General features: G+C 64.2%; 22 protein-coding genes. 6 read left to right on the top strand and 16 right to left on the bottom strand.

The window, feature by feature from the left end:
• Positions 1-58 precede the first annotated feature (58 nt).
• Positions 59-1,471, bottom strand: coding sequence for a mannose-1-phosphate guanylyltransferase/mannose-6-phosphate isomerase (locus BLV07_RS26880; RefSeq protein ID WP_176945772.1), 1,413 nt, complete (start codon positions 1,469-1,471; stop codon positions 59-61).
• A gap of 7 nt (positions 1,472-1,478) precedes the next feature.
• Positions 1,479-2,468, bottom strand: coding sequence for an NAD-dependent epimerase (locus BLV07_RS26875; protein ID WP_091891968.1), 990 nt, complete (start codon positions 2,466-2,468; stop codon positions 1,479-1,481).
• A 235-nt stretch (positions 2,469-2,703) separates the two neighbouring features.
• Between BLV07_RS26875 and BLV07_RS26870 the strand changes: the two genes are divergently transcribed.
• Together BLV07_RS26870 and BLV07_RS26865 are read left to right on the top strand one after the other, a co-directional pair.
• Positions 2,704-3,663, top strand: a complete 960-nt coding sequence (locus BLV07_RS26870) for a lysylphosphatidylglycerol synthase transmembrane domain-containing protein (RefSeq protein WP_091891965.1) — start codon at positions 2,704-2,706, stop codon at positions 3,661-3,663.
• Positions 3,660-4,679 carry an MraY family glycosyltransferase gene (locus BLV07_RS26865; RefSeq protein ID WP_091891962.1) on the top strand — a complete coding sequence of 340 codons (1,020 nt, stop codon included), beginning with the start codon at positions 3,660-3,662 and terminating at the stop codon, positions 4,677-4,679. The genes BLV07_RS26870 and BLV07_RS26865 overlap by 4 nt, the downstream gene beginning before the upstream one ends.
• Here the strand turns inward: BLV07_RS26865 and BLV07_RS26860 are convergent.
• The 5 genes from BLV07_RS26860 to rfaD all read right to left on the bottom strand — a co-directional run bounded on the left by BLV07_RS26860 (position 4,667) and on the right by rfaD (position 11,486).
• A complete protein-coding gene (locus BLV07_RS26860; protein ID WP_091892021.1) occupies positions 4,667-5,614 on the bottom strand; it encodes an NAD-dependent epimerase/dehydratase family protein in 948 nt (315 codons plus the stop codon). The two genes, BLV07_RS26865 and BLV07_RS26860, sit on opposite strands and share 13 nt — an antisense overlap.
• A gap of 85 nt (positions 5,615-5,699) precedes the next feature.
• Positions 5,700-7,610 carry an SDR family NAD(P)-dependent oxidoreductase gene (locus BLV07_RS26855; RefSeq protein WP_091891959.1) on the bottom strand — a complete coding sequence of 637 codons (1,911 nt, stop codon included), beginning with the start codon at positions 7,608-7,610 and terminating at the stop codon, positions 5,700-5,702.
• Positions 7,611-7,725: 115 nt separating this feature from the next.
• Positions 7,726-9,012 (bottom strand): O-antigen ligase family protein, encoded by a 1,287-nt coding sequence (locus BLV07_RS26850; RefSeq protein ID WP_091891956.1) that lies wholly within the window; start codon positions 9,010-9,012, stop codon positions 7,726-7,728.
• Complete coding sequence (gene rfaE1, locus BLV07_RS26845) at positions 9,009-10,493, bottom strand: D-glycero-beta-D-manno-heptose-7-phosphate kinase (RefSeq protein WP_091891953.1); 1,485 nt, start codon at positions 10,491-10,493, stop codon at positions 9,009-9,011. Before rfaE1 ends, BLV07_RS26850 begins: the two co-directional genes overlap by 4 nt.
• A 12-nt stretch (positions 10,494-10,505) precedes the next feature.
• Positions 10,506-11,486, bottom strand: coding sequence for an ADP-glyceromanno-heptose 6-epimerase (rfaD, locus tag BLV07_RS26840; RefSeq protein WP_091891950.1), 981 nt, complete (start codon positions 11,484-11,486; stop codon positions 10,506-10,508).
• 158 nt (positions 11,487-11,644) lie between these two features.
• Between rfaD and waaF the strand changes: the two genes are divergently transcribed.
• Positions 11,645-12,715, top strand: coding sequence for a lipopolysaccharide heptosyltransferase II (waaF, locus tag BLV07_RS26835; RefSeq protein ID WP_091891947.1), 1,071 nt, complete (start codon positions 11,645-11,647; stop codon positions 12,713-12,715).
• Between the two features lie 178 nt (positions 12,716-12,893).
• On the opposite strand, the gene BLV07_RS26830 is transcribed toward waaF, so the two are convergent.
• The gene (locus BLV07_RS26830) at positions 12,894-13,931 is read right to left on the bottom strand and encodes a glycosyltransferase family 4 protein (protein WP_091891944.1); all 1,038 of its coding nucleotides are present in this window, start codon (positions 13,929-13,931) and stop codon (positions 12,894-12,896) included.
• A 126-nt stretch (positions 13,932-14,057) separates the two neighbouring features.
• Here BLV07_RS26830 and galE point away from each other — a divergent pair, with 126 nt between their 5' ends.
• The 3 genes from galE (at position 14,058) to BLV07_RS26815 (ending at position 17,731) form a co-directional block, all read left to right on the top strand.
• Complete coding sequence (gene galE, locus BLV07_RS26825; RefSeq protein ID WP_091891942.1) at positions 14,058-15,071, top strand: UDP-glucose 4-epimerase GalE; 1,014 nt, start codon at positions 14,058-14,060, stop codon at positions 15,069-15,071.
• A 118-nt stretch (positions 15,072-15,189) separates the two neighbouring features.
• Positions 15,190-16,992, top strand: coding sequence for an ABC transporter ATP-binding protein (locus tag BLV07_RS26820; protein ID WP_091891939.1), 1,803 nt, complete (start codon positions 15,190-15,192; stop codon positions 16,990-16,992).
• Positions 16,993-17,029: 37 nt separating this feature from the next.
• Entirely contained in the window at positions 17,030-17,731 is a 702-nt protein-coding gene (locus tag BLV07_RS26815) for a fumarylacetoacetate hydrolase family protein (RefSeq protein ID WP_091891937.1), read from the top strand.
• Between the two features lie 64 nt (positions 17,732-17,795).
• Here BLV07_RS26815 and BLV07_RS26810 read toward each other — a convergent pair whose 3' ends face one another.
• The 8 genes from BLV07_RS26810 to BLV07_RS26775 all read right to left on the bottom strand — a co-directional run bounded on the left by BLV07_RS26810 (position 17,796) and on the right by BLV07_RS26775 (position 24,488).
• On the bottom strand, positions 17,796-19,136 hold the full coding sequence (locus BLV07_RS26810) for an MFS transporter (protein WP_091891934.1): 1,341 nt from the start codon (positions 19,134-19,136) through the stop codon (positions 17,796-17,798).
• Positions 19,137-19,294: 158 nt separating this feature from the next.
• Complete coding sequence (locus BLV07_RS26805; RefSeq protein WP_091891931.1) at positions 19,295-19,753, bottom strand: YybH family protein; 459 nt, start codon at positions 19,751-19,753, stop codon at positions 19,295-19,297.
• Between the two features lie 13 nt (positions 19,754-19,766).
• On the bottom strand, positions 19,767-20,696 hold the full coding sequence (locus BLV07_RS26800) for an aspartyl/asparaginyl beta-hydroxylase domain-containing protein (protein WP_091891928.1): 930 nt from the start codon (positions 20,694-20,696) through the stop codon (positions 19,767-19,769).
• A gap of 133 nt (positions 20,697-20,829) precedes the next feature.
• Positions 20,830-20,985, bottom strand: coding sequence for a hypothetical protein (locus BLV07_RS47750; protein WP_007612486.1), 156 nt, complete (start codon positions 20,983-20,985; stop codon positions 20,830-20,832).
• Between the two features lie 146 nt (positions 20,986-21,131).
• Positions 21,132-21,785 (bottom strand): hypothetical protein, encoded by a 654-nt coding sequence (locus BLV07_RS26790; protein WP_176945771.1) that lies wholly within the window; start codon positions 21,783-21,785, stop codon positions 21,132-21,134.
• Positions 21,754-22,416, bottom strand: a complete 663-nt coding sequence (locus BLV07_RS26785; RefSeq protein ID WP_091892017.1) for a nucleotide-binding protein — start codon at positions 22,414-22,416, stop codon at positions 21,754-21,756. Before BLV07_RS26785 ends, BLV07_RS26790 begins: the two co-directional genes overlap by 32 nt.
• A 136-nt stretch (positions 22,417-22,552) precedes the next feature.
• Positions 22,553-24,019 (bottom strand): flavin-containing monooxygenase, encoded by a 1,467-nt coding sequence (locus BLV07_RS26780; protein WP_091891922.1) that lies wholly within the window; start codon positions 24,017-24,019, stop codon positions 22,553-22,555.
• A gap of 49 nt (positions 24,020-24,068) precedes the next feature.
• Positions 24,069-24,488 carry a nuclear transport factor 2 family protein gene (locus BLV07_RS26775; RefSeq protein WP_091891919.1) on the bottom strand — a complete coding sequence of 140 codons (420 nt, stop codon included), beginning with the start codon at positions 24,486-24,488 and terminating at the stop codon, positions 24,069-24,071.
• Positions 24,489-24,633: the final 145 nt, after the last annotated feature.

The raw sequence follows: 24,633 nt of genomic DNA, 5'->3' as shown, positions 1-24,633 counted from the left end.
TTAAGCCGGAAAAGTTACCGCTCTTCGGGCCCGGGGCGCGTGATTCGGAGTTTGCTGGTTACGACCTTTGATAGTCGTCTTCAATCCGGATGATGTCGTCTTCCCCGAGATAGCTTCCAGTCTGGACCTCGATCAGCTCCAGCATGATTTTACCGGGGTTCTCCATCCGGTGAACGGCGCCCATCGGAATGTAGATCGACTCGTTCTCGTGCACCGCTTTCACGGTGTCGTTGACAGTCACCTGTGCCGTGCCTCGCACCACGATCCAGTGCTCGGCACGATGGTGATGCTTCTGCAGCGACAGCCGCCCACCCGGCTTCACCACGATGCGCTTGACCTGATGCCGCTCGCCATTGTCGACGGACTGATAGCTGCCCCAGGGCCGGTGCACCTTGAGGTGTTCCTCGGTGACCTTGGGCGCGACCGCCTTAAGCTTGGTCACAAGACGCTTCAGGCCGTTGGCATCCTTCTGGCGCGAAACCAGCACCGCATCCGCGGTCGCGACCACCACGAGATCGTCGACGCCTTCGAGCGCGACCAGCGCGGAATCGGTGGTGACGTTGCAGTTGCGGGAGTCTTCGAACACCGCAGTACCGTGCGCGGCGTTGCCTTGCGCGTCCTTCTCCGAGAGCTCCCACACCGCGAGCCAGGAGCCGACGTCGGACCAGCCGCAGGACACCGGCACGACGGCTGCGCGCGAGGTCTTTTCCATCACCGCATAGTCGATCGAGATCGCCTTCGCCGAGCCGAACGCCTGGGGCTCCAGCGTGACGAAGCCGAGATCTCGGCCGGCATTGGTGACGGCGCTCGTGACAGCCTCGATGCTCGCCGCATCCACCCTGCGATATTCGTCGAGCAGCACGGCGGCCGGGAACATGAAGTTGCCGCTGTTCCAGAGATAGCCGGAATTGACATAGTCCGATGCCTTCACCGCATCCGGCTTCTCGACGAAGCGCGCGACCGCGAGCACCTCGCCGGTGATCACCTCGCCCGGGTTGATATAGCCGTATTCGGTCGCCGGCCGCTCCGGCTTGACACCGAAGGTGACGATGCGCCCGGCATTCGTAGCCGCAAGGCCTTCGCGGCACGCGGCGACGAAAGCGGCATTGTCCCGCACCACGTGATCCGCGGCGAGCGCGAACACGATGGCCTCATTGGCGCGGTTCTGCGCGAACACCGCGCCAGCGGCGATCGCAGGTCCGGAATCGCGCCGCATCGGCTCGAGGATCACATCGGCCTCGATCCCGATCTCGGCGAGCTGCTCCAGCACCATGAAGCGATAGGCCGCATTGGTGATGACGATCGGCCGGTCGAACAGCGAGGGATCGGAGACGCGCAGCAGCGTGTCCTGGAAGGTCGAGCGGGTGCCGAACAGCGGCAGGAATTGCTTGGGGCGCACCTCGCGCGAAGCCGGCCACAGCCGCGTGCCGGCACCGCCGCACATGATCAGGGGGATTATGCGTTTGTCCATCGTCATCTCAAACCTTGAAATAGTCCCGATACCAGCTGACAAAGTTATGGACCCCATGCTCGATCGGCGTTGACGGCGCAAAGCCGGTGTCGCGCATCAGGTCCTCGACATCCGCGAACGTTTCCAGCACATCTCCCGGCTGCATCGGCAGCAATTCTTTGATCGCCGTCCGGCCCAGCTCCCGCTCCAGAAGACCGACGACGTGCATCAGTTCCTCCGGATGGTGGTTGCCGACGTTGTAGAGCTTTGACGGCGCATTTGCGGCAGCCAGATCGTCCGCAGGCACAAGATCGATCAGCTTGGATACCACACGCGTCACGTCATCAATATAGGTGAAGTCGCGGCGCATCCTGCCATGGTTAAAGAGCCGGATCGGCCTGCCCGCCATGATGGCATCTACAAAGAGGAACATGGCCATATCAGGCCGTCCCCACGGGCCGTAAATGGTAAAGAAGCGCAGGCCCGTGACCGGCAGCCGGTAGAGATGGCTGTAGGACTGCGCCATCAATTCATTCGCCTTCTTGGTCGCGGCGTAGAAGCTCACGGGATGGTCGGTGCGATCCTGCACGGCAAATGGCATTTTTGTGTTGGCGCCATAAACGGAGGATGACGAGGCGTAGACGAGGTGACGACAGCCATTGTTGCGGCAGCCTTCGAGCACGTTGAGAAAGCCCTGGAGATTGGAATCGGCGTAGGCATGCGGCTGCTCGATCGAGTAGCGCACGCCGGCCTGGGCCGCGAGATGCACGACCTTGGCAAATTGATGTCGCGCAAACAGCGCCGCGATCGTCTCGCGGTCGGCGAGGTCGGCCTCGACGAAGGAGAAGCCGGACTCGTTACTGAGCAGTGCAAGGCGTGCTCGCTTCAGCGCGGGATCGTAATAGCTGTTGAGATTGTCGAGCCCGACGACGGACCGGCCCTCGGCCAGGAGCTGCCGGACGACGTGAAAGCCGATGAAGCCGGCAGCGCCCGTGACCAAAATCGCCTGATCCGTCATCCTGTTCCCCGGAGATCCCTTGCCCGCTGAACCTGTTTAGCCGCCGCATCGTGGAGGCCGCAATAGGCCTGCCGCTCCTCATGAGGACCCTTCAAGACGCCACTGCACGGCTTACATACGGCTGACTACACACGGCTATTGCAAGATTGGCGCCAAAACCATACCAAAGCGGCCGAATTCGGCGCCTCGCGTCGGGTTGCCTCCAATCTTCGCAAACCCTGTCCATGCGGGCGAGATGCGCCGAATCCTGCTTTCTGCGGCCAAGATCCTGATTTCCGCGGCGCTGCTCTATCTGGCGCTGCGCAAGGTGGACCTGTCCGAACTGTTCTCGCGCTTCACGGTGACCAGCCTGGTCTGGATCGGCGTGGCGATCGCGGTCACGTTCCTGCAAATCTTCGTCGGCGTGCTGCGCTGGCGCGAGATCAGCGCCGAATGCGGCGCGCCGCTCGAGCTCAGCCGGGCCATGCGCTACAACGTGATCGGCGCCTTCTTCAACCAGACCCTGCCGTCGGCGATCGGCGGCGATGCGGTCCGGCTGTGGCTGGTCGCGCGTGCCGGCGCCGGCTGGCGCGCGGCGACCTACTCGATCTTCGTCGATCGCGCGATCGGCTTGATCGCGCTCGCGGTTCTCATCGTCGCCAGCCTGCCCTGGAGCTACACCCTCATCACCGATCCGAACGGGCGCTCGGCGCTGCTGCTCCTCGACTTCGCGGCGCTGGCGGGCGGCCTCGGCTTTCTGGTCTTCGGCGCGTTGAAATGGCGCTGGCTGAAGACCTGGTGGGCCACGCATCACATCCACGCCTGTGCCGTGGTCGCCAATCGCGTGATCTTCAACCGCAGCCGCGGACCGATCGTCGCGATCCTGTCGGTCCTCGTTCACGTGCTCGCCGTCGTCATCGCCTGGTGCGTGGTGCAGTCGATCGCGGCACCGATCAGCTTCGGCCAGATCTTCCTGCTCGTCCCGCCGGTGATGCTGATCACCATGATGCCGATCTCGATCGCAGGCTGGGGCGTGCGTGAAGCCACGATGGGCCTCGCGTTCGGCTTCGCCGGACTCGCAGCAAACGAGGGCGTCAACGTCTCGCTGCTGTTCGGTGCGGTGTTCTTCATCGTCGGGGCGATCGGCGGCCTGGTCTGGATCCTCAGCGCGGAGAAGGCCGCGCAAGGATCGGCGCCGATCGGGGTGCCCGAGTGAGCCCGTCCACCGACGCCCTCGCCGCCATGCCATCGCTGCTTGCCGTCGCAATCGCCGCGCTGATGTCGGCGCTCATCACCTGGACCAGCCGTCCCCTGCTCCAGCGCTACGCGCTGGCGCGGCCGAACGCGCGGTCCTCGCATCGCATCCCGACCCCACAGGGTGCAGGCATCGCCGTGATCGCCGCGACGCTGATCGTCGCCTTGCTCTGGGCAATCGTCGCGAACGTCGCGATCCCGCCGGCGCTGGTCGGTGCGACGATCTTGATCGCGCTGGTCGGATTCGCCGACGACATCGTGTCGCTGCCGGTGCTGTTGCGGCTGGTGCTGCAGGCGGCGGCCGTCGGTGCGGTGGTGTTCACCGCGCCCGAGACTGCGCGCATCGTTCCGGCGCTGCCGCTTGCGCTGGAGCGCGGTCTCATCCTGCTCGCAGGAGTCTGGTTCGTGAACCTCGTCAACTTCATGGACGGGCTCGACCTGATGACGGCAGCAGAAGTGGTGCCGGTGACCGCAGCGCTGCTGCTGCTGGGATGGCTCGGTGAGCTGCCGTGGCCGGCCGCGCTGATCGCGACGGCGCTGTGCGGCGCCATGCTCGGCTTCGCGCCGTTCAACCGCCCGGTCGCAAAAGTCTTCCTGGGTGATGTCGGCAGCCTGCCGATCGGCCTCTTGCTCGGCTGGTGCCTGCTGGAGCTCGCCTTTCGCGGGCAGCCGGCCGCGGCGCTGCTGTTGCCCGCCTATTATCTCGCCGATTCCACCATCACGCTGTTTCGACGGATCGCGCGGCGCGAGCCGTTCTGGTCGGCGCACCGCTCGCATTTCTACCAGCGCGCCACCGACAACGGCTTCACGGTGCCGCAAGTGATCGGCGAGGTCTTCCTGCTCAACCTCGCGCTCGCCGGGCTCGCCATCCTCACCATCCGCGCCGCCGCGCCCGCGATCACCGTGGTCGCGCTTGTTGCCGGCGCGATTGCGGTCGGAATCGCGCTGCGCCGCTTCTCCCGGCCTCAGGGCTCCTGATCCGACACCGCCAGGCGCAAGCCCTCCTCGAGGGTGACCTGCGGCTGCCAACCGGTTGCGATCGCCTTCGAGATGTCGAGCTCGAGCGAGCCGATCAGGCCGTCTTGCATATCCTGACGGCCCGTCACGCGGAGGGCCGCGCTGAGCAGCTTTGGCGGTATGCCGAACAGGCGGGCGCTCTTGCCGGAGGCTCTCGCCAGACACGCGATGAATTCAGGCGTCGAGACCCGCTCCCGGTCGGCCAGCAGAAAGATCTCGAAATTGCTCGCCGGGTCGGAATGGCCGAGCCGGTGCAGGATGAACGACGACAGGTTCTGCACGGAAAGAAAGTTGCGGCGGTTGCGGATCGCCGCAAAGGGCAGCGGCAGTCCCCGCCTGACCGCGCGCGTCAGCAGCGCGAAATTGCCCTTGGCGCCCGCGCCATAGATCAGCGGCGGCCTGATCACCGAGATTTTCATGTCGCTGTCGCGCGCTAGCGCCCTCAAGCCCGCCTCGGCCTCAGCCTTGGATGTGCCGTACAGACCGCGCGGCGTCGGGACATCGCTCTCGCTGAACGGTGCACGGCCGTCATTGCTGCGGCCGTGAACGAGAACGGTGCTGATGAAGATGAACTGACGCACGCCGGCCGTCGCGGCGTAGCGTGCCAAATGCAGTGTGCCGTCGACATTGACGTCGCGGTAGAGCTGGACCGCGTGCTCCTCGTTCTTGTAATGCACGCGCGCGGCGAGGTGGACGACGGCGTCGACGCCTTCAAGCGCGGCCTGCCAGTCGGTTTCGGGGCCGATCGAGTTGATCACGACCTCGCCGTCGGTGCCTTCCGGGCTGCGCACCGCGCGGCGGACCGACCATCCCTCCCGCGCCAGCGCAGGCACGATATGGCGGCCAAGGAAGCCGTTCGCCCCCGTCACCAGCGCGACCGGCTTTATCTCGCTCATCATTGCCCCGCCGGAACAGCGTTGCGCAACAATCCGTCGACCAGAGCGGCACAGGCGACGACGATCTTGCCTCGAGGCTGCATGGTCAGGCCGCGGTCGACCCGAATTCGGGGACCGCATCCTTCAGGATGGTCCTGATGGTGGCGCGATCGTCGCGCGCGATCGCCTGCTCGAGCGCCGCAATCCATTTGCGCAGGGTCTGCATCGGCGGCTCGTTCGGCTGAGCGGCCATGATGCCGGGGACGCCGATCTCGCGGGTCGGCTCCTCGGAGGCAAACAGGATCTCGTGCAGGCGCTCGCCCGGCCGCATGCCCGTGAACACGATATCGATGTCGTAGCCCGGCTGAAGCCCGGAGAGCCGGATCATGCGCTCGGCGAGATCGACGATCTTCACCGGCTGGCCCATGTTGAGCACGTAGACCGAGACGTCCGAATGCTGCGCTCCGAGCGCGTGCGTTGCCGCCGTGACGACGAGATCGCAGGCCTCGCGGATGGTCATGAAATAGCGGACCATGTCGGGATGCGTCACGGTCACGGGGCCGCCAGCCTCGATCTGGGCCTTGAATTTCGGCACCACCGAGCCGTTCGAGGCCAGCACATTGCCGAACCGGACCGAGATCAGCCGCATCGGCGGCTTGGCACCGCCGCTCGCTGCCGCAAGATCACGGTCGAGCGCCTGGCAGTACATCTCTGCGAAACGCTTGGTCAGGCCGAGCATCGACACCGGCTCGATCGCCTTGTCGGTCGAGATCATCACCATGGCTTCCGCGCCGGCGGCGAGCGCTGCGTCGGCCACGTTCATGGAGCCGAAGATGTTGGTCTTGACGCCCTCGCTCCAGTCGCGCTCGAGAATCGGCACGTGCTTGAGCGCCGCGGCATGGAAGACCATGTCCGGCTTGAACTCGGCCATCAGGCGCATGATGCGCTCGCGGTCGCGAATGTCGGCGATCCGCCCTTCAATCTGGGCCGCCGAATGCGCGGCGAGCGCTTCGGTGACCGCGTAGAGCGCCGGCTCGGAATTTTCCACGATCAGAAGACGCGCGGCGCCGAAGGCGACGACGCGCTCGCAGATCTCGGAGCCAATCGAGCCGCCGCCGCCGGTGACGATCACCGCCTTGCCCCTGATCAGGCTTTCGAGGCGCAGATAGTCGATCTTCTCGCTCGGCCGCAGCAGGAGGTCTTCGACGGCGACAGCCGTAAGCCGCGGCGTGTCGCCACTCTCGAGCGAGGGCATGCGGTTGACGATCACACCCAGCTTGCGCGCCCGCATCAGGATCGATTCCGGATGCGCGTCCGGCTCGAACGCCGACGGCGTCATCACGAGGCGGGCGATCGGCTTGTTACGCTTGGCGAAATCCGCGATGACGTCCTCGAAATCGTCGATGCCGCCCAGCACCGGCAGGTTGCGGATGAACTGGCCCCGATCCGCAAGTGACGGCGACAATACGCCAACCGGCCAGATGCGCTTGATCGCTCCGCTTTCGATGCCGCGCAGCAGCACCTCCGCATCCGCGGCGCGGCCGATCAGCAGCGTCGGCGCGGCATCATCGGACCTCGCATGACGCCGCACCCGCGTATAGCGGAAATAGCGATAAGCCATGCGCAGCGCGCTCAGGAAGGCAATCTCCAGGAACCAGTAGAGGACGATCGTCACCTTGCCGAGGAAGAAGGCGCCGCGAACGTTGGGGGCGACGAAGATGTAGTCGAGCACGAGCAGGGCAACCGTCAGCACGGTCGCCGCGCGAATGATGTTCAGCGCGTCCGGCAGCGAGATGAAGCGCCATTTCGTCGTGGTCAGATTTAAGACGAAGAACACGACCACGCTGAAGGCAAGAAAATAGGGCAGGATCTGGAACAGCAGCGGCAAGCGTTCGAAGAAGCCTTCGCCACCCTCGAATCGCAGATAGAAGGCGGCAAAAAGCGCCGCCGTGGTCGCCAGCAAGTCGTGGAGCGCGATCAGGAAATTGCGCAAAGTGAGATGCGAAAGACGCGTCATCCGCCGACCGATGAAAACCCAGTTAGATGCAACCTACCCGCGCTGATAACCCATCTCGGCAGGACATGCCAGAGAAGGCTTGCGAGGTGACGCTCGCCACGGCCGCGAGGGCCGTTCAGGAACCGTCCTCTTCCGGCTTCGCCTCGGCCCGTTGGGCCCGGATCACCATGCCGCCGGCAACGCCGACGCCGATGACGTACATCCAGCCCTCGTGAAAGTCGAACAGGTGGGAGTTGAACAGAGAGGTGAAGACGTTCTGCACCACCACCAGGAGTCCGATCCAGTTGGCGAACCCATCGCCGCGAAACAACAGCAGGTGCAGGATCCAGATCGCGTAGAGAACGGCGATTCCGATGACGCCCCATTGCACGGCGACGTTCAGTGTCTGGTTATGCGGATTACCGATCACTTCGGCGGACGCCTGGTACTGGCCACTGGGTGTCGCGACCCGCTCGAACAATCCGCGCGTCGAGCCCGTGCCGTGCCCCACGACCGGTGCCTCCGCGAAGAAGCCGAGCGATTTCCGCCAGAATTCGAGCCTCAGGCCCAGAGAGGTCGGCTCGCCCCTTTCCACATAGTGCGTATAGTCGTCGGTAAACCTCTCAGCGGTCTGGCGCAAATGTGGCGAAGCCTGCCAGGCTACAACGGCGCCGGCGAGCAGAGCGGCGGCGACGATCGCAATGCTGCGCCATTTGAGATGAAGCAGCGCGAACACGCCGAACATGATGGGAATGGTGACGAGCGCCGTGCGCGACACCACCACGAAGGCCATGTTGACGAAGAAGCTGAGCGCCAGCGCCGTGAGCAGCCCGGCAAACCAGTAACGCTTCTCACGCAGCAGCATCACGATCGGATAGGCGAGCGCGACCGCGCAAATCGTGAATTCCTGGCTCTGGTCGATGTAGTTCTTGACGAAGATGCCGCGTTCGGGCGCATCGGTCTTGAGCGCGAGGTTGGGATAGAAGGCGACCAGCCACGACATCACCGACAACAGCGCGCAGGACACCAGGAAGGCGACGAGCACCCAATGCCCGCGCTGCGAGCGCTCGAAATGGTAGAGCAGGATTGGCAGCACGAGCAGCTTGACGGTCGGATTGACCGCATACAGGCGCGCGCCCCAGGTCGCATCCGACCACAGCGTCCCGACCAGCGCAAGAACGACCAGCGCGATCGGCGCAACGCAGATCGGGCGCTTCAGCGATTGCAGGAACGCGCGGAGGTCGAGAAACGGCACCATGCAGAGCAGCAGCAGGCCATTGAAGATGCCCGCAAGCGAGGTCGACCATGGCAGCGAAGCCGCGGTCAGCACCGCGAAAATGTCGACCGTCTCGCGCCAGGCCGCCGGGCTGCGCAGGCGCCGCCCGAGCATCTGGCCCGCCGTCTCGCGGGCGAACGCCGTCACTTGTCCCCTCCCCGCGCGCGATGCACCAGCGCGGTGGTGCTGAAGCCCTGGAGGATATCGACCAGCACGACCGTCCCGCCCGCGGCCTCGACGACCTCGTGGCCGACGACCTGCTCGCGGGTGTAGTCGCCGCCCTTGACCAGCACGCCGGGCTTGATCTTGGTGATAACCTCGATCGGCGTGTCCTCCTCGAAGATGACGACGAGATCGACGGCCTCCAGTGCAGCCAGTACCTCGGCACGCGCGCGCTCGTCCTGGACCGGGCGATCGGCGCCCTTCAGCCGCCGCACCGAGGCGTCGCTGTTGAGACCCACGATCAGGCGGTCACAGGCGGCGCGCGCCGCGGTCAGCACCTTGACGTGGCCGGGATGGAGGATGTCGAAACAGCCATTGGTGAAGCCGACGCGCTGGCCCTGCCGCTTCCATTCGGCGAGTTGCGCGTCCAGCACGCCCGGCTCGAGCACGATCTTCTCCTCGGCGGCGAGATAGGCGTGCGGCAGGATCTTTCGCCGCAGCTCGGCCGCGCTCACGGTGGCGGTGCCCTGCTTGCCGACGGCGACGGCGGCGGCGGCATTGGCCATGCGCAGCGCCGCGTCCCAGTCCGCGCCCGTTGCGAGCGACACCGCAAGCGCGGCGGCGACGGTGTCGCCGGCGCCGGAGACGTCGCGCACCTTCACCGGGAAAGCCGGAACATGGACGGCCTCGCCGCTGCGCGGCACCAGCGTCATGCCGTGCTCGCCCAGCGTGACCAGGATCGCCTCGCAATCGGCGAGCCGCATCACGTCCTCGCTGGCATCGACGATGCTCTGCGTGGTGTCGGCGCGGCTCCGCGTCGCCTCCGAAAATTCCTTGCGGTTGGGCGTGAGCAGCGTCGCGCCGCGATAGATCGCCCAGTTCAGGCTCTTGGGATCGACGATGACGGGCTTGCCGAGCTTTCGCGCGGCGTCGATGGTGTGGCGGATCACGCGTGCGGTCAGCACGCCCTTGGCGTAGTCGGACAGCAGCACGATGTCGGCGCGCGCGATCTGCGGCAGGATCGCCTCGATCAGTTTCGTCTCGGTGGCATCGGAGGCAGGCCCCGCCTGCTCCCAATCCGCACGCAGCATGTGCGTGGAAAAATGCTCGGAGACGAAGCGGACTTTTCGCGTGGTCGGGCGCGAGGAGTCGGTCACCAGAACGCTGTCGATGCCGGCGTACTCCGCCAGCGCCGAGGCGAGCCGCCTGCCCGCATCGTCCTCGCCGACGAGGCCGACGAAGATGCAGCGCGCGCCGAGGGAGGCGACGTTGCGCGCGACGTTGCCGGCGCCGCCGATATGGATCTCGCTGCGCTGTGCCGAGATCACCGGCGCGGGCGCCTCCGGCGAGATCCGCGACACCTCGCCATAGACGAACTCGTCCAGCATGATGTCGCCGATACACAGCACCGTGCGGCCGCCGATGGCTTGTGCGAGGGCATCGAAATCGAGAATGGGTGTCGGCATGATCGAGGGGCCTCAGCGGAAGCGGTCGGGCCGGTCGAGATAATCCCCGACATAGGCCTTGACCGCGTCCTCGAGCGTCGTGAAGCCGCCGTTATAGCCGGCGCGGTGGAGACGATCGACCTTGCTCTGGGTGAAGTATTGATAGCTGCCCCGGATCGCCTCGGGCATGTCGATGTATTCGATGTTGGGCCTTTTGCCGAGCGCGGCATAGGCTGCCAGCATCAGGTCCTTGAAGCTGCGCGCCTTTCCGGTCCCGACGTTGAACAGGCCGGAGACCGACGGAGTCGCGAGCAGCCACATGACGACGCGCACGACGTCGTCGACATAGATGAAATCGCGGCGCTGGTCGCCGTCTTCGATGCCTTCACGATGCGACTTGAACAGCTGCACGACGCGGCCCGCTTTCACGTCGTCGAAGCGGCGCGTCAGCACGCTCATCATCGAGCCTTTGTGGTATTCGTTGGGGCCGAACACGTTGAAGAATTTCAGGCCCGCCCATTGCGGCGGCAGCCGATCGCCATTCGCGACGCGCTGGGCAACAGTGAGGTCGAACAGGTGCTTGCTCCAGCCGTACAGATTCATCGGCCGCAGTTTTTTCAGCGCCGGCAGCGAGGCGTCGTCGTCAAAGCCGTCCGTGCCATCGCCATAGGTCGCCGCCGACGAGGCATAGATGAATGGCACCGCATTCGCCGTGCACCAGTCCAAGAGGCGCATCGACAGGCGGAAATTGGTCTCGATCACGAGATCGCCATCGGTCGCTGTGGTCTCGGAAATCGCCCCGAGATGGATCATGGCGTCGAGCTTGCGGCCCTTCAGCCAGTCGATCAGTTCGGCCGGCGGGACGATATCCACAAGCTGCCGCTTGGCGAGGTTGCGCCATTTGCCGTCAGAGCCGAGGAGATCGCAGACCACGACGTCGCTGCGGCCGGCCTCGTTGAGCGCGGCGACGACATTCGATCCGATAAAACCGGCCCCGCCGGTCACCAGCAACATTCCACCTACCTGCCCGATTTCTGAAAGCCCGGTCCTGCCGTAGCGCATGATCCGCCAAAGTGTAAGCGGTTTTGGGATCGGTCCTCAGCCGGCTTTACCTGCCGGCCCGGAGCGGCTAACCGAACGGCCATACAGCTCGCCTTCGGCCCTATTAACAAATGAATATAGATTCTCAACTTAGTGGACATGCAGACCGGGACGACACAAGCCCGATTCTGATCATTCCCTATATGTGGATCGGCGATTTCGTCCGGAATCACACCGTCGTGCGGGTCCTGAAGGAGCGCTGGCCCAACCGGCCGGTCGATCTCCTGACCACCTCCCTGTGCGCGCCGCTGGTCGATTACATGCCCGGCGTGCGCGCTGGGATCGTCTGGGACCTGCCGCGCGGCCGGCTTGCAGTTGGCCGCCAGCTCAGCCTGGCAAAACTCCTGCGCGAGCGGAACTACGGCACCGCCCTGGTGCTGCCCCGAACCTGGAAGGCGGCCATCGCGCCCGCGCTGGCGGGCATTCCTGAACGGATCGGCTTCGTCGGCGAGTTCCGGTTCGGCCTGATCAATCACTGGCGCTGGGGCGAGAAGAAATTGCCCCGTTTCATCGACAAGAACGCGGCCCTCGCCCAGCCCGACGGCGCCCCGCTGCCTCCGGAATGGCCGGTGCCGCAATTGCGGGTCCCGGCCGAGGAGATCGTCCGCTGGCGGCAAGCCAATGGCCTCAGCGCCGGCGCGGCCGTGGCGCTGGCCCCCGGCTCGGTCGGCGTGTCAAAGCGCTGGACCTACTATCCCGAGGCCGCCCGATTGCTGGTCGAGCGCGGCCTGGAGGTCTGGGTGGTCGGCGGCCCCGCGGAAAAGGGCCTCGCCCAGGAAATCGTCGCGGCCGGCGGCGCGGGGGTGCGGGACCTCACCGGCAACGACTTGCGCAATGGCGTGCTGGCCATGGCCGCAGCCGGCGTCGCCATCTCCAACGATTCCGGCCTGATGCACATCGCAGCCGCCCTGGGCACGCCCACCATGGGCATCTTCGGCCCGACCAGTCCCTACCTATGGGCCCCCCTCAATGGCCTCGCCGCGACCGTCGTGCAGGACAAGAGCGTGCTGTCATGCCAGCCCTGCCAGAGCACGATCTGCAAGATGAACGATCACCGCTGCATGCGCGACATCGCGGCGAGCGAGGTGGTGGCGATAGCGCAGCGGGTGCTGGGTGAAATCGGGGCGCGGGCGACGACGTGAGCGGGGCGGGCAGCGCCAATGATGACATCCTGCCAGTGTTTTGCCCGACAAGTCAAACGCGATTCGAAAAATCCGCAAGAAAAACGAGCTCCCAGCCAAGCCATTGATTTTGCTGACCGCGGCTACTGTGTATGGGGGTTGTTTTCGCACTTATTGTTTGCGCCTACCAAAGCAACGCTCAGAGCAGCGGCCGATAGACCTCGCCGATCCGCGCCGCCTCCGCATCCAGGCTGAAGCGTTCGAGCACCCTTGCCCGCCCGCGCGCGCCCATCGCGGTCGCCGCGATTACATCACGCATCAGCGGCTCCAACGCGGCAACCAGCGCATCGACATCGCCCGACGGAACCAGCACGCCGGTGACGCCATCCTCCACCACGAGCTCGGCCGCACCGGCGCGTGCGGCGACGAGGGCGCTGCCGGCCGCCATCGCCTCGATCAGCGTCAGGCCAAAACCTTCGTTGCGTGAGGTGAAGGCGTAGATCGTCAATCGCTGATACCAGCGCTGCACCTCGCCGATCGGCAATTCGCCGGTGATGAGGATGCGCGATTGCAGACCGGCGGCCGCGATGCGCTGCTTCAGGTCGTTGGCAAAGGCCGTCTGCTCGGGCGTGACCTGGCCGACGATCACTGCGATGAAATCGGGATAGCGCGGCAACAGCCGGCTCATCGCATCGACGAACACGTCGGTGCCCTTCTGCGCGCGCACGCGGCCGAAGCAGCCGATCGCGTAGCGGCCGGGCAGCGCCGCTTCCGCGAAGGCAGCGGCGCGATCTGTCGGCGGTGCGTAGACGTCGGTGTCGACGCCATGCGGAATCACGGTTGCCTTCACCTTCAGGAAAGATGCCGAGATGTCGCTCGTTGCGATGATCGCATCCATGCGCCGGATCAGCCAGCGCGTGATCCAGCTGTGATGCCGCTGCGCCGCCGAGGTGAATACGAGTTTCAGTGGCCAGCCGAGCGCGCGCAGCGCGACGCCGGCGATCATCTCGTTGTTGCGGCGCGCATGCCAGATCAGCGGCGCCTTGCGCCGCCATAGTTTCAGGAAATCCGCAGCGCTCAGGCACGCAATCCCGTCCGGCGTATCCGAGCCGAACCACGCCGCGTGATACAGTTTCGCCAGCCGCGGCGCCACCATCCGATTGGTCGCGGTGACCCCGGAATAGCGCCTGTGCAGATTTGGCACGATCACTTCGAGATCGCCGGGGAAATTCGCCACGTCATGCTCCGTTTAGCAGATCCCCTATACGCAACATTAAGCATAGTGACCAGTTCAGCCACGCCGATACCCCCTCTTCACCACGCCAGCGCTAGTTTTGCGCGTTGATCGAAGACGGGTGAGATCATGACTGTGCTTGTCACCGGCGGCGCCGGCTACATCGGAAGTCACACGGTCCTGGCGCTGGCGGAAGCCGGCGAGGATGTCGTCGTGATCGACGATCTCTCCACAGGTTTCTCCACCTATCTGCCGGAAGGCGTGCCGCTGTTCATTGGCGATGCCGGCGACGAGAACCTGCTCGAAGGCGTGATCGCGCAGCACGACATCGAGAGCATCATCCATTTCGCCGGCTCGGTCGTCGTGCCGGATTCGATGCGCGATCCGCTCGGCTACTACCGCAACAATTTCACGACCGCGCGCAATCTGCTCAACGTCGCGGTCAAGCGCGGCATCGGCCGCTTCATCTTCTCCTCGACCGCCGCCGTCTACGGCAATCCGGACCTGGTGCCGGTGCCCGAGCACGCGCCGACGCGGCCGCTGTCGCCTTACGGCTCGTCGAAGCTGATGACGGAGATCATGCTGCATGACGTCGCCGCCGCCTACAGCATGCAATATGTGACCTTGCGCTACTTCAACGTTGCCGGCGCCGATCCGCAGGCGCGCATCGGCCTTGCCACCGTCGGCGCCACGCATCTGCTCAAGATCGCGGTGGAAGCCGCCACCGGCCAGCGCGCCAAGATCGACGTGTTCGGCACCGACTATCCGACCCCGGACGGCAGCTGCGTCCGCGACTTCATCCACGTCACGGACCTCTCGCAGGCGCATCGCTCCGCGCTGGCGTACTTGCGCAATGGCGGCGCCTCGACGACGCTCAATTGCGGCTATGGCCGCGGCTATTCGGTGCTGGAGACCATCGACGCGGTGCGCCGGGTTTCGGGCCGCAGCTTCGCCGTGCAATACGCCCCGCGCCGACCTGGCGACATCATGACCATGGTCGCCGACACCAGCCGCATCCGCGGCCTGCTCGACTGGAAGCCGCAATACGAGGACCTCGAGACCATCGCCGCGCATGCGCTGGCGTGGGAGGACAAGCTGTTCCGCGAGCGCCATGGCGAGCTCCGCCACGCCGTCTCGGCCTAGAATCATCCCGAGCGCAAGCCCTTAATTGGGCTTGAAAAACCCCGCTTGAGCGGGCACAGAGGCCCATCGATCCCTGACGCGCGGGCAGGCTTTGTCCTGCGCCGTCAATGGACACCGGATGGCCCAGTTTCCAAAGAAAATCACCGACGATCCCTATGCGGCAGCGGTCCTGATTCGCCGCTTGGTCATGGAACAAGGGGTCGTCTACTGGCGGCGCTACCTCGTCGCCTTTGCGCTGATGGCGCTCGCCGCAGGCTCAACCGCATGCGCGACCTATGTGCTCGGCCAGGTCATCAACCAGGCCTATGTCGACAAGAACATCCCGGGCATCGCGATGTTCTCGGGCATCACAGTGGTGCTGCTGTTCATCAAGGGCGTGGCGACCTACGGCCACATGGTGATCCTGACAAAGATCTCCAACGCCATCCTCGCCACCAACCAGCGCCAGCTGTTCGCCAAGCTGATGCGCGAGAGCGTCGGCTTCTTCTCCGAGCGGCATTCGTCGGAATTTTTGGCGCGGCTGACCGCCGGCGCCAAGTCCATCACCGACGTGCTCAACATGCTGGTCAACGCGATCGGGCGCGACCTGTTGATGCTGCTCGCGATGATCGGTGTGATGGTGTGGCAGGACCCGCTGATGTCGTTCATCGGCCTCGTCGCGGTGCCGCCTGCGATGCTGGTGCTGCGCAAGCTGGTCAAGCGCATCAAGGGCCTTGCGCATAACCAGTTCACCGGCACCGCCGACATCCTGGAGACGATGCAGGAATCGCTGCAAGGCATCCGCACGGTCAAGGCGTTCACGCTCGAAGACACCATGCAGAACCGCATCGACGAGAACATCGCGGTCGTCGAGCGCAACGCCAACAAGATGGCCCGCGTCGCCAACCGCTCCAATCCGCTGATGGAGATGCTCGGCGGCTTCGCGGTCGCCGGCTGCCTGATGTACGGCGGCTACGCCGTGGTCGCGCTCAATGCCACGCCCGGCGCGTTCTTCTCCTTCATGACCGCCTTCCTGATGGCGACCGAGCCGGCCAAGCGGCTGGCGCGGCTCAACATCGACCTCAACAGCCAGCTGGTCGGCGCGCGCATGCTGCTCGAGGTCGTCGACAGCCCGGCGAGCGAACAGTCCGACGACGACAAGCCGGCGCTGAAGCTGTCAGATGCCCGCATCGAGCTGCGCGACGTCAGCTTCTCCTATCGCTCAGGCGAGACCGTGCTTAATCGCATGAGCTTCATCGCCGAGCCGGGCAAAGTCACCGCACTGGTCGGCCCGTCCGGCGGCGGCAAGTCGACCGTGCTGGCGCTGCTCTTGCGCTTCTACGAGGTGACGCAAGGCGAGATCGTGATCGACGGGCAGTCGATCAACTCGGTCTCGCGCAAATCGCTGCGGGCGCAGACCGCCTATGTCGGCCAGGACGTCTATTTGTTCCGCGACACCATCCGCAACAATATCGCCTTCGGCCGGCCGGGCGCGACCGAACAGGAAATCATCGAGGCGGCGAAGGCGGCCTGCGCGCATGATTTCATCATGGGCTTCCCGCTCGGTTACGACACGCCGGTGGGCGAGCACGGCACGCAGCTCTCCGGCGGCCAGCGCCAGCGCATCGCGGTGGCGCGCGCGCTGATCAAGAACGCGCCGATCATCCTCCTGGACGAAGCCACCGCCGCGCTCGATTCGGAGTCCGAGCGTCAGGTGCAGGAGGCGATCGAGCATCTCTGCCGGAACCGCACCACCATCGTGATCGCGCACCGCCTGCACACCATCATGCACGCAGATAGCATCCTGGTGGTCGAGGGCGGCGAGATCGTCGAGCAGGGCCGGCATGACGAGCTCTTGCGCCGGTCCGGCCGCTACGCCTCGTTCTTCCGCCTGCAACATCACGATGCCGGCACACTGGCGCCGATCAGCGCAACCGCATAGAGTTCCTTATCAACCTCAAGAGCCGCGAGACCGCTTCATGAACGCCGCCTCCTACGTCATTCCGCTTCCGCCCCAGGCTTCGCTTCCCGTCGTCGGCGAAAGCGGCCGTTACCCGGTGCGCCGCATCTGGTGCGTCGGCCGCAATTATCTCGAGCACATCCGCGAGATGGGCAATGACGAGCGCGCCCCGCCGTTCTTCTTCGCCAAGCACGCCGACATGCTGGTGCCGGATGGCGCAACCATCCCCTATCCGCCGCTGACCAAGGATCTGCATCACGAGGTCGAGTTGGTCGTCGCGATGAAGAGCGGCGGGCTGAACATCCCTGCCGACAAGGCGCTCGACCACGTCTACGGTTACGCCGTCGGCATCGACCTCACCCGCCGCGATCTCCAGATCGCCTCGCGCAAGAAGGAGCGTCCCTGGGAGATCGGCAAGTCGTTCGACGGCTCCGCCCCCTGCTCCGCGGTGCAGCCGGCCTCGAAAATCGGCCATCCCTCGAAGGGCAAGATCTGGCTCACGGTCAATGGCAAGGAAGCGCAGAAGGGCGACCTCACCGAGCTGATCTGGAACGTGCCGGAAATCATCTGGCAGCTCTCGCAGCAGGTGAAGCTCGCCGCCGGCGACATCATCATGACGGGCACGCCAGCCGGCGTGTCGCAGCTCCAGGTGGGCGACAAGCTCGAATGCGGCGTCGACGGCATCGGCACGCTGAAGGTCGCGATCGGCCAGCCGGAGTAGGCAGACCTCAAATCAATGAAAAAGCAAAAGCCCCGGACGTCACGTCAGGGGCTTTTTTGCGGCCTCAAGTTCGCCGCTCATGCGCGCCCACCGCGTTGATGTCCTTCCCGGTGTAATCGGTCATCATCGCGGTTGCGGCCAGCGTCATGATAGCGCAGATCGCGATGTAGATCGCGATCGCGGTTGCCGAGTGGAACGTGCCGAACAGCCAGGTTGCGATCAGCGGCGCCGGGCCGCCGGCGATCACGGATGCGAGTTGATAGCCGAGCGAGGATCCGCTGTATCGCAGGCGTCCGGTAAAACTCTCGGCGATCAAGGCGGCTTGCGGCCCGTACTGCATGTCGTGCGGAATCAGCGACAGGATGATCGCAAGGAAGATGATGGTTGGCGATCCGGTGTTGAGCAGCGCGAAATAGACGAAGCCGAAGATGCCAGTCACGGCAGCGCCGATCATGTACATGTTCTTGCGGCCGATCTGATCGGAGATATGTCCGCACAGCGGGATCGAGACGAACGACAGTACCGAAGCCGAGAGCACCGCGGTCAGCAGGAAGTCGCGCGAAACGTGCAGGGTGCCGATGCCGTAGGAGAAGACGAAGGCGGTGAAGATGTAGAACGGCGCTTGCTCCGACATGCGCGCGAAGGCCGACAGTAGGATCTCCTTCGGGTATTCCCGGATCACCGTCAGCATCGGCGTGCGGTCGACCTGACGTTCGGCCACGAGCTTTGAGAACACCGGCGTTTCGAGGATGCCGAGCCGGATATAAAGGCCGACGCCGACCAGAATGATGCTGAGCGCGAACGGAATGCGCCAGCCCCACGCCAGGAACTGATCGCCCGCCATCTGGCTGAACGCCAGCACGGCGAGATTTGCGAGGAACAGGCCGCAGGGCACGCCGAATTGCGGCCATGACGCGATCAATCCTCGGGATCGGTCGCTGCGGGCCCATTCCATCGACATCAGCACCGAGCCGCCCCACTCGCCGCCAACGCCGACGCCCTGAATGAATCGCAGCACGGTCAGGATCACGGCGCCCCAGATGCCGATGCTCGCATAGGTCGGCACCACGGCCACTGCTGCGGTCGCCAGTCCCATCAAAAGCAGCGTCGCGATCAGCGTCGATTTACGTCCGATGCGGTCGCCATAGTGTCCAAAGATTGCCGCGCCGATCGGGCGCGCGACGAAGCCGACTGCGTAGATCGCAAACGCCTCCAGCGTGCCAACCCAGGGGTCGGACTGCGGAAAGAACAGCTTTGCGAAAACCAGACCGGTGACGGTGCTGTAGAGGAAGAAATCATACCATTCGATCGCGGTCCCTACCGTGGACGCGATCACCGCGCGACGAAGCTGGCGCTGATGCTCGGATTCAGTAAGTCGGGTGGCATCAAGATCGAGTGTTGCCATGGGAGCGTTTCCCTCGGACAGCCCCCCGGTTGCGCATTTTTTACCGGTTGTTCGTTGAGGAACAAACGAGATCAGGTTCCAAGGGTTCCGGCCGAACTGGAACGAGAGTGTAAAACTTTAGTCGACCAATAAAGTCGGCGGCGCACGCTGCCGGATGGCTACCAGGCCTTTACCGGCCGATTGGCGTGGCTCGCCTGCGGCACTCCGCGGTTGAGCGACATGTGGGAATGCACACACAGCCAGCCGTCGGCGGTCTTGGAGAACACCATCGTTGCCCGGCCGGGCCGCGCAAAGGCGCTGCCATCGGGATGGTAGCCCGTGCTCGTCCACGGCGCGATCACGGTCACCATCGTGCCGTCGGACGATGCCAGGATCGAGGTCTGATCGAGCACGAAACGAAAATCGGTCGTCTTCGGCCAGACGTTGTCCCATTGCGTCGCGACCCATTGATCGAGGCCGGGGATGACATCGTTATGCGTGCCGAAGGCGAGCACATCCGGATGGAAGAGCGGCCGCGCCGAGGCAAAGTCGACTTCGCGGACATAGCCCGCGAAGGTGTCCAGCCACTGGCGGAAGAACCGCACGATCTCCGTATTCGCGATCGGCAAGGAACTCATCGCGACGCGCCGATCACCGCAACGCCGACAGCACGATGAGGCCGAGGATCAGCGCCGTCAGCGAATATTTCAGCGTGTAGTAGACGTTGCGGTTCCACTCCTTGACCTTGCGGCTGCCGAGATGGATCTCGTAGAGCTTGCCGAACACCTTGTTGAGCACGCCGACATTCTCGCCGTCGACGTTCTGGGTCGCCGACGCCTTGACGATGTGATGGCTGACCCAGCGGTTGATCGCGGTCATGAAGCCGAACTTCATCGGGCGCTCGACGTCGCAGAACAGGATGATGCGGTTGACGTCGGTCGCATTCTCGGCGCTGTGGATGAAGGTCTCGTCGAACATGAAGGCTTCGCCGTCGCGCCAGACGCATTCGACGCCGTCGACGAGAATCCGGCATTTGTTCGAGTTCGGCGTAACGAGGCCGAGGTGATAGCGCAGCGAACCTGCGAAGGGATCGCGGTGGGCGCCGAGCTTGCCGCCCGGCGGCAACATCGCGAACATCGCGCCGTGCACGCTCGGGATGGCGTTGAGCAGCTCCACCGTCTTCGGGCAGAGCGTGCGCGCCGAAGGCAGGAAGTCGTCGTACCATTTCAGGTAAAACCGCTTCCAGCCGCTCTTGAAGAAGGAATAGAAGCCCCAGTCGTTGTTCTTGGCGGCGGCGCGGATAAAACCTTCGTCGAACAGGCGCACCGCCTCGTCGCGGATGGTCTCCCAGTTCTCGCTCAGCGGCTTCAGCTCGGGAAACTGATCGACCGAGATCACCGGCTTGTTGGGCACGGCCGAGCCGGCATACATCAGCACGTTGTAGGGTGCGAGGTAGGTCGAGTGATCGCCGAGCTGGCGCGCGAAGCGCAGCCGCTGCTTGCCGCGGAAGTGAACGTAAATCGTCGAGGCCGCCAGCACATAAAGAATGACAAGTTGCGGCGCAAAAAGCTGTTTCAGCATTTCCCCAATCCCAAGTGACCCAGCCGGGGTGTCGTGTAGCCCGACGGGGCCCGAGCGGCAAGATATTCACCGCCGGGTTGCAATCACGCTGGGGGGAGCCCTCGAGCGGAACTCGGGGCCGAAACCGCCCAAATCACGCCCGCGACAGCGCCTGGAGACCCTTGAACGTCAGGCGCTTGGGATCGGTGACGCCGGCGAGGTAGAGACGGCGGATGAAGGCGATGACGGCGTCGCGGTCGCAATCGGTCAGCGCGACGACGGCGTCGACCGCGATTCTCTGGGCTTCCATTGGGCTCACCTCGGCCTTGCGAGTCACCCCGGCCGAGACAGGCTAGGACCCATCCGTTAATCCGGCGTTAACCGTTGGGCAGGATGGCCGATTCAGATGGGCGGCCGAATACGCAAACAACATCGGCGGGCGGGCCGCGATACGCGCTATTCGGCGCCGGACGTTCTCGCATTGCGTGTCAATGATTTTAGCAATTCGGCTTGCTGTCGCACCAACTCATACTGCTTTCGCGCATGTGAGCTCGACAACTCGACCCACTGCGAGAGCGTTCTCACGCGGCTCAACTCGCGCGTATACTGCAGGGTCGCGCCTGCATTCACTTTCATCAATTCGAGCACGACGGCGTGGCACTCAGCGGCAGCTCCGTCCAGGACGCCGCTTTCCGGACTGGCAATATCCTTTGTATATTCGAACGCAGTATGCGCGCCTAACTTCATTGCCTCGAGGGCACGCGTCTGCATCTCTTTGGCGATCTCCACGGCGAGAGCGGAGGTGTTGCTGGCACTTTGGAATTGCGTCGAACGCAGCTCCACGTTCGTAGACCGGCACGTCGCGACGTTGTCGATTGCCGCGGGAATGGTCGTCTCCGCAGGCACCTTTCGAGCAGGCGTCTTTCGAGCAGGCCTCTTGGCTGCCGACTCGCTCCGGAGTCCATCGCCCCGTGGGACAGCGACCGGATCAGGCGGCGTCTGCAAGAGGCTCTCGTCGATGCTACGGCTCACCGCCGCAGTCAGATCCACCAGCGACCGACGTTTGGCGCGTGCGCCATCAGCAGGCTGTCTTGACCGCGCCTTGCCCATGATGATTCGACTCCGCGAAGATGTGCTCCGAAATCCAGCGCCACAGCCCAACGATCTCGTCCGAGGCTTTTCCGTCCGGCGCAAACTCGGTGACGCCCAAGCCTACCCCGAGCGCATCCTGATGATCGTTGCGCTGTCCAATAAAGGGAAGCGCAAGCACCCCAAGCGAGTTGAGCGACGTGGCAGCTTCACTCAGCCGGCACCCCCGCGTGGGCGTCTGATTGAGGATGAAGGCAAACCGGCGGTTACCCCTACGAATGGCCAACAGCGTAGGGATGGCAGCTTCGATATCGGCCGGGCTCGGACGCGCCGGAATGAGACAGAGGTCGGCGTTGGTGATGGCGCGCAGCGCCAAGGCGTTATTCGTGGCGGCCGTGTCGATGATTGCGAGCCCAATTCCTTCAGCCTGGAGCCGAGATAGCACCGGCTCGATCTCCGCCGGATCCGCAACGCACTCGACACGAGGAAAGGAATTCTCGCGACGCTGTTTCCATTTCGAGATGGTGCCCTGCGCGTCCGCCTCAATGAGAGCGACGCGCTCTTCGCGTTCCATCGCGGCCACGGCAAGCCCAACGGCCAGCGTACTCTTACCGCTTCCGCCTTTCTGCGTGACCAGAGCAAGCACGCGCATGTCCCGCGCTCCCATCAATGCCAGCGACGCGGAACTCAGGCGCTGTCGGAACTAAATTGCATGCAACGCAACAATACTACTTCAAGTCGCGGCTCGCCTCAAGCGATCGACCGGTTCCTCCGGCAACATACGGAGATCAGGAATACTTCATCACGCCGTCGTCGATCCGGCCGAAGCGCAAGGAGACGATATCGAGCGCGTAGTTCTGGCGGAGCCGCCACGGCCGCTTCGAGCCCTGCTTCGGCATCTTGGCGATCGAGCGCTGCACGTAGCCCGAGGTGAAATCGAGCGAGGGCTGTGCGGTGATCGTGGCATCGTCATTGTGCGGCTTGCACTGACGGAAATTGTGCCGGTCCATGTAGTTGATGAGCCGGCAGACATATTCGCAGGTGAGATCGCATTTCAGCGTCCACGACGCGTTGGTGTAGCCGAAGGCGGAAGCCATGTTCGGCACGTCGGCATACATCATGCCCTTGTAGGTCAGCGTGTTGGCGAAATCGACGGCGCGGCCATCGACGCTGATCTCGAGCCCGCCGACGACCTGGAGCACCAAGCCCGTCGCCGTCACGATGATGTCGGCCGCAAGCTCGCTGCCGTCCTTCAGGCGAATACCGTCGCGCGTAAACGTGTCGATCTCGCTCGTGACGACGGCGGCGCGCTGCTCGCGGATCGCCTTGAAGAGATCGCCGTCGGGAACGAGGCACAGCCGCTGGTCCCAGGGATTGTAGCGCGGCGTGAAATGGGTCGCGACGTCGTAGTCGGGGCCGAGTGCCATCTGCACGCCCCTAAGGATGAGATCCTTCACCTTCGCCGGCCGGCGCCGGCTGAGCTGGAAGAAGAACATCCCCCACATCACATTGCGCCAGCGGATCAGGTGATAAGCAAGCCGCGTCGGCAAATTGCGGCGCAGCTTATTGGCGACGGGATCCTGAGCGGGGCGCGACACCACGTAGGTCGGCGAGCGCTGGAGCATGGTAACCTGCGCCGCTTTATTGGCGAGCTCCGGCACTAGGGTCACTGCGGTTGCGCCCGAGCCGATCACGACGACGCGTTTGCCCGAATAGTCGATGTCCTCGGTCCATTTCTGCGGATGCACGATGCGGCCCTGGAAATCCGCCGTGCCGTTGAACTCCGGCGTGTAGCCCGCCTCGTATTTGTAATAGCCCGAGCACATGAACAGGAAATTGCAGGTGAAGCGCACGAGTTCGGTTGTGCCCTCGCCCGCGATGCTCTCGGCCTCCACCGTCCAGCGCGCCTCCGGCGTCGACCACGATGCGCGCTTGACCCGATGACGGAAGCGGATGTGCTGCTCGATGCCGTTCTCGGCTGCGGTCTCGCGCACATAATTCAATATCTGCGGCCCGTCGGCAATCGCCTTCGGGTCGGTCCACGGCTTGAACGAATAGCCAAGCGTGAACATGTCGCTGTCGGAGCGGATGCCGGGATAGCGGAACAGGTCCCAGGTGCCACCGATGCAGTCGCGTCCCTCCAGAATGACGTAGCTCTTGCCCGGGCACTTGCTCTGCAAATGATAGCCCGCGCCGATACCGGACAGGCCGGCACCGACGATGAGGACGTCGAAATGTTCTTTGGTTTCGGCCATGGCGCTTCTCCTGATCACAGGATGGCAGCGCCACGCCAAATTGCAACGGTCAGGGGATGGTGGCGCCGTAGACACAGGCAGTGTCGAAATACTCGTGAAATTCGATCGCCTTACCGTCCTTGAAGCGCCAGAAATCCACCTTGGGCGTCTTCGCGACCTTTCCGGTTTTCTTGTTCGTCCATGCGCATTCGCCGCGCGCGACCACGGCATCGCCCTGCGCAACAAATTCGTTCATCGTGTAGTACTGCATGCTCCACTCAGCCAGCAGGCCATCGAAATAGCCGCGCAGCTCGGTGCGGTCGTCATAATACTTGGCGAAAGGTACCTGCTCGGCTCCCCGCGGAATCGAATCGAACTTGATCTGCGGGCCGATGACGTTGTCGAACCAATGATCGACGCTTTGCCCCTTGCTGTCGTTCCACTGGCGATAAGCTTCCTTCAACAGCTGAACGTTGGCTTCGCTGGACATCGCATTCCTCCATATGCATTCTGACAATGAACGTGGAAAAAAGGCCGCCCGCTGCAAAAGGTGGCGCGCTTGTTGCGGCTCCACCTGAAAGCGTATCACAGGGCGGACCAACAAAAAAAGGCCCCGGATCGCTCCAGGGCCTTGT

It is taken from the genome of Bradyrhizobium sp. Rc2d (assembly GCF_900099855.1).
Taxonomy (GTDB): Bacteria; Pseudomonadota; Alphaproteobacteria; order Rhizobiales; family Xanthobacteraceae; genus Bradyrhizobium.
This window is presented reverse-complemented; position numbering and strand designations above follow the sequence as displayed.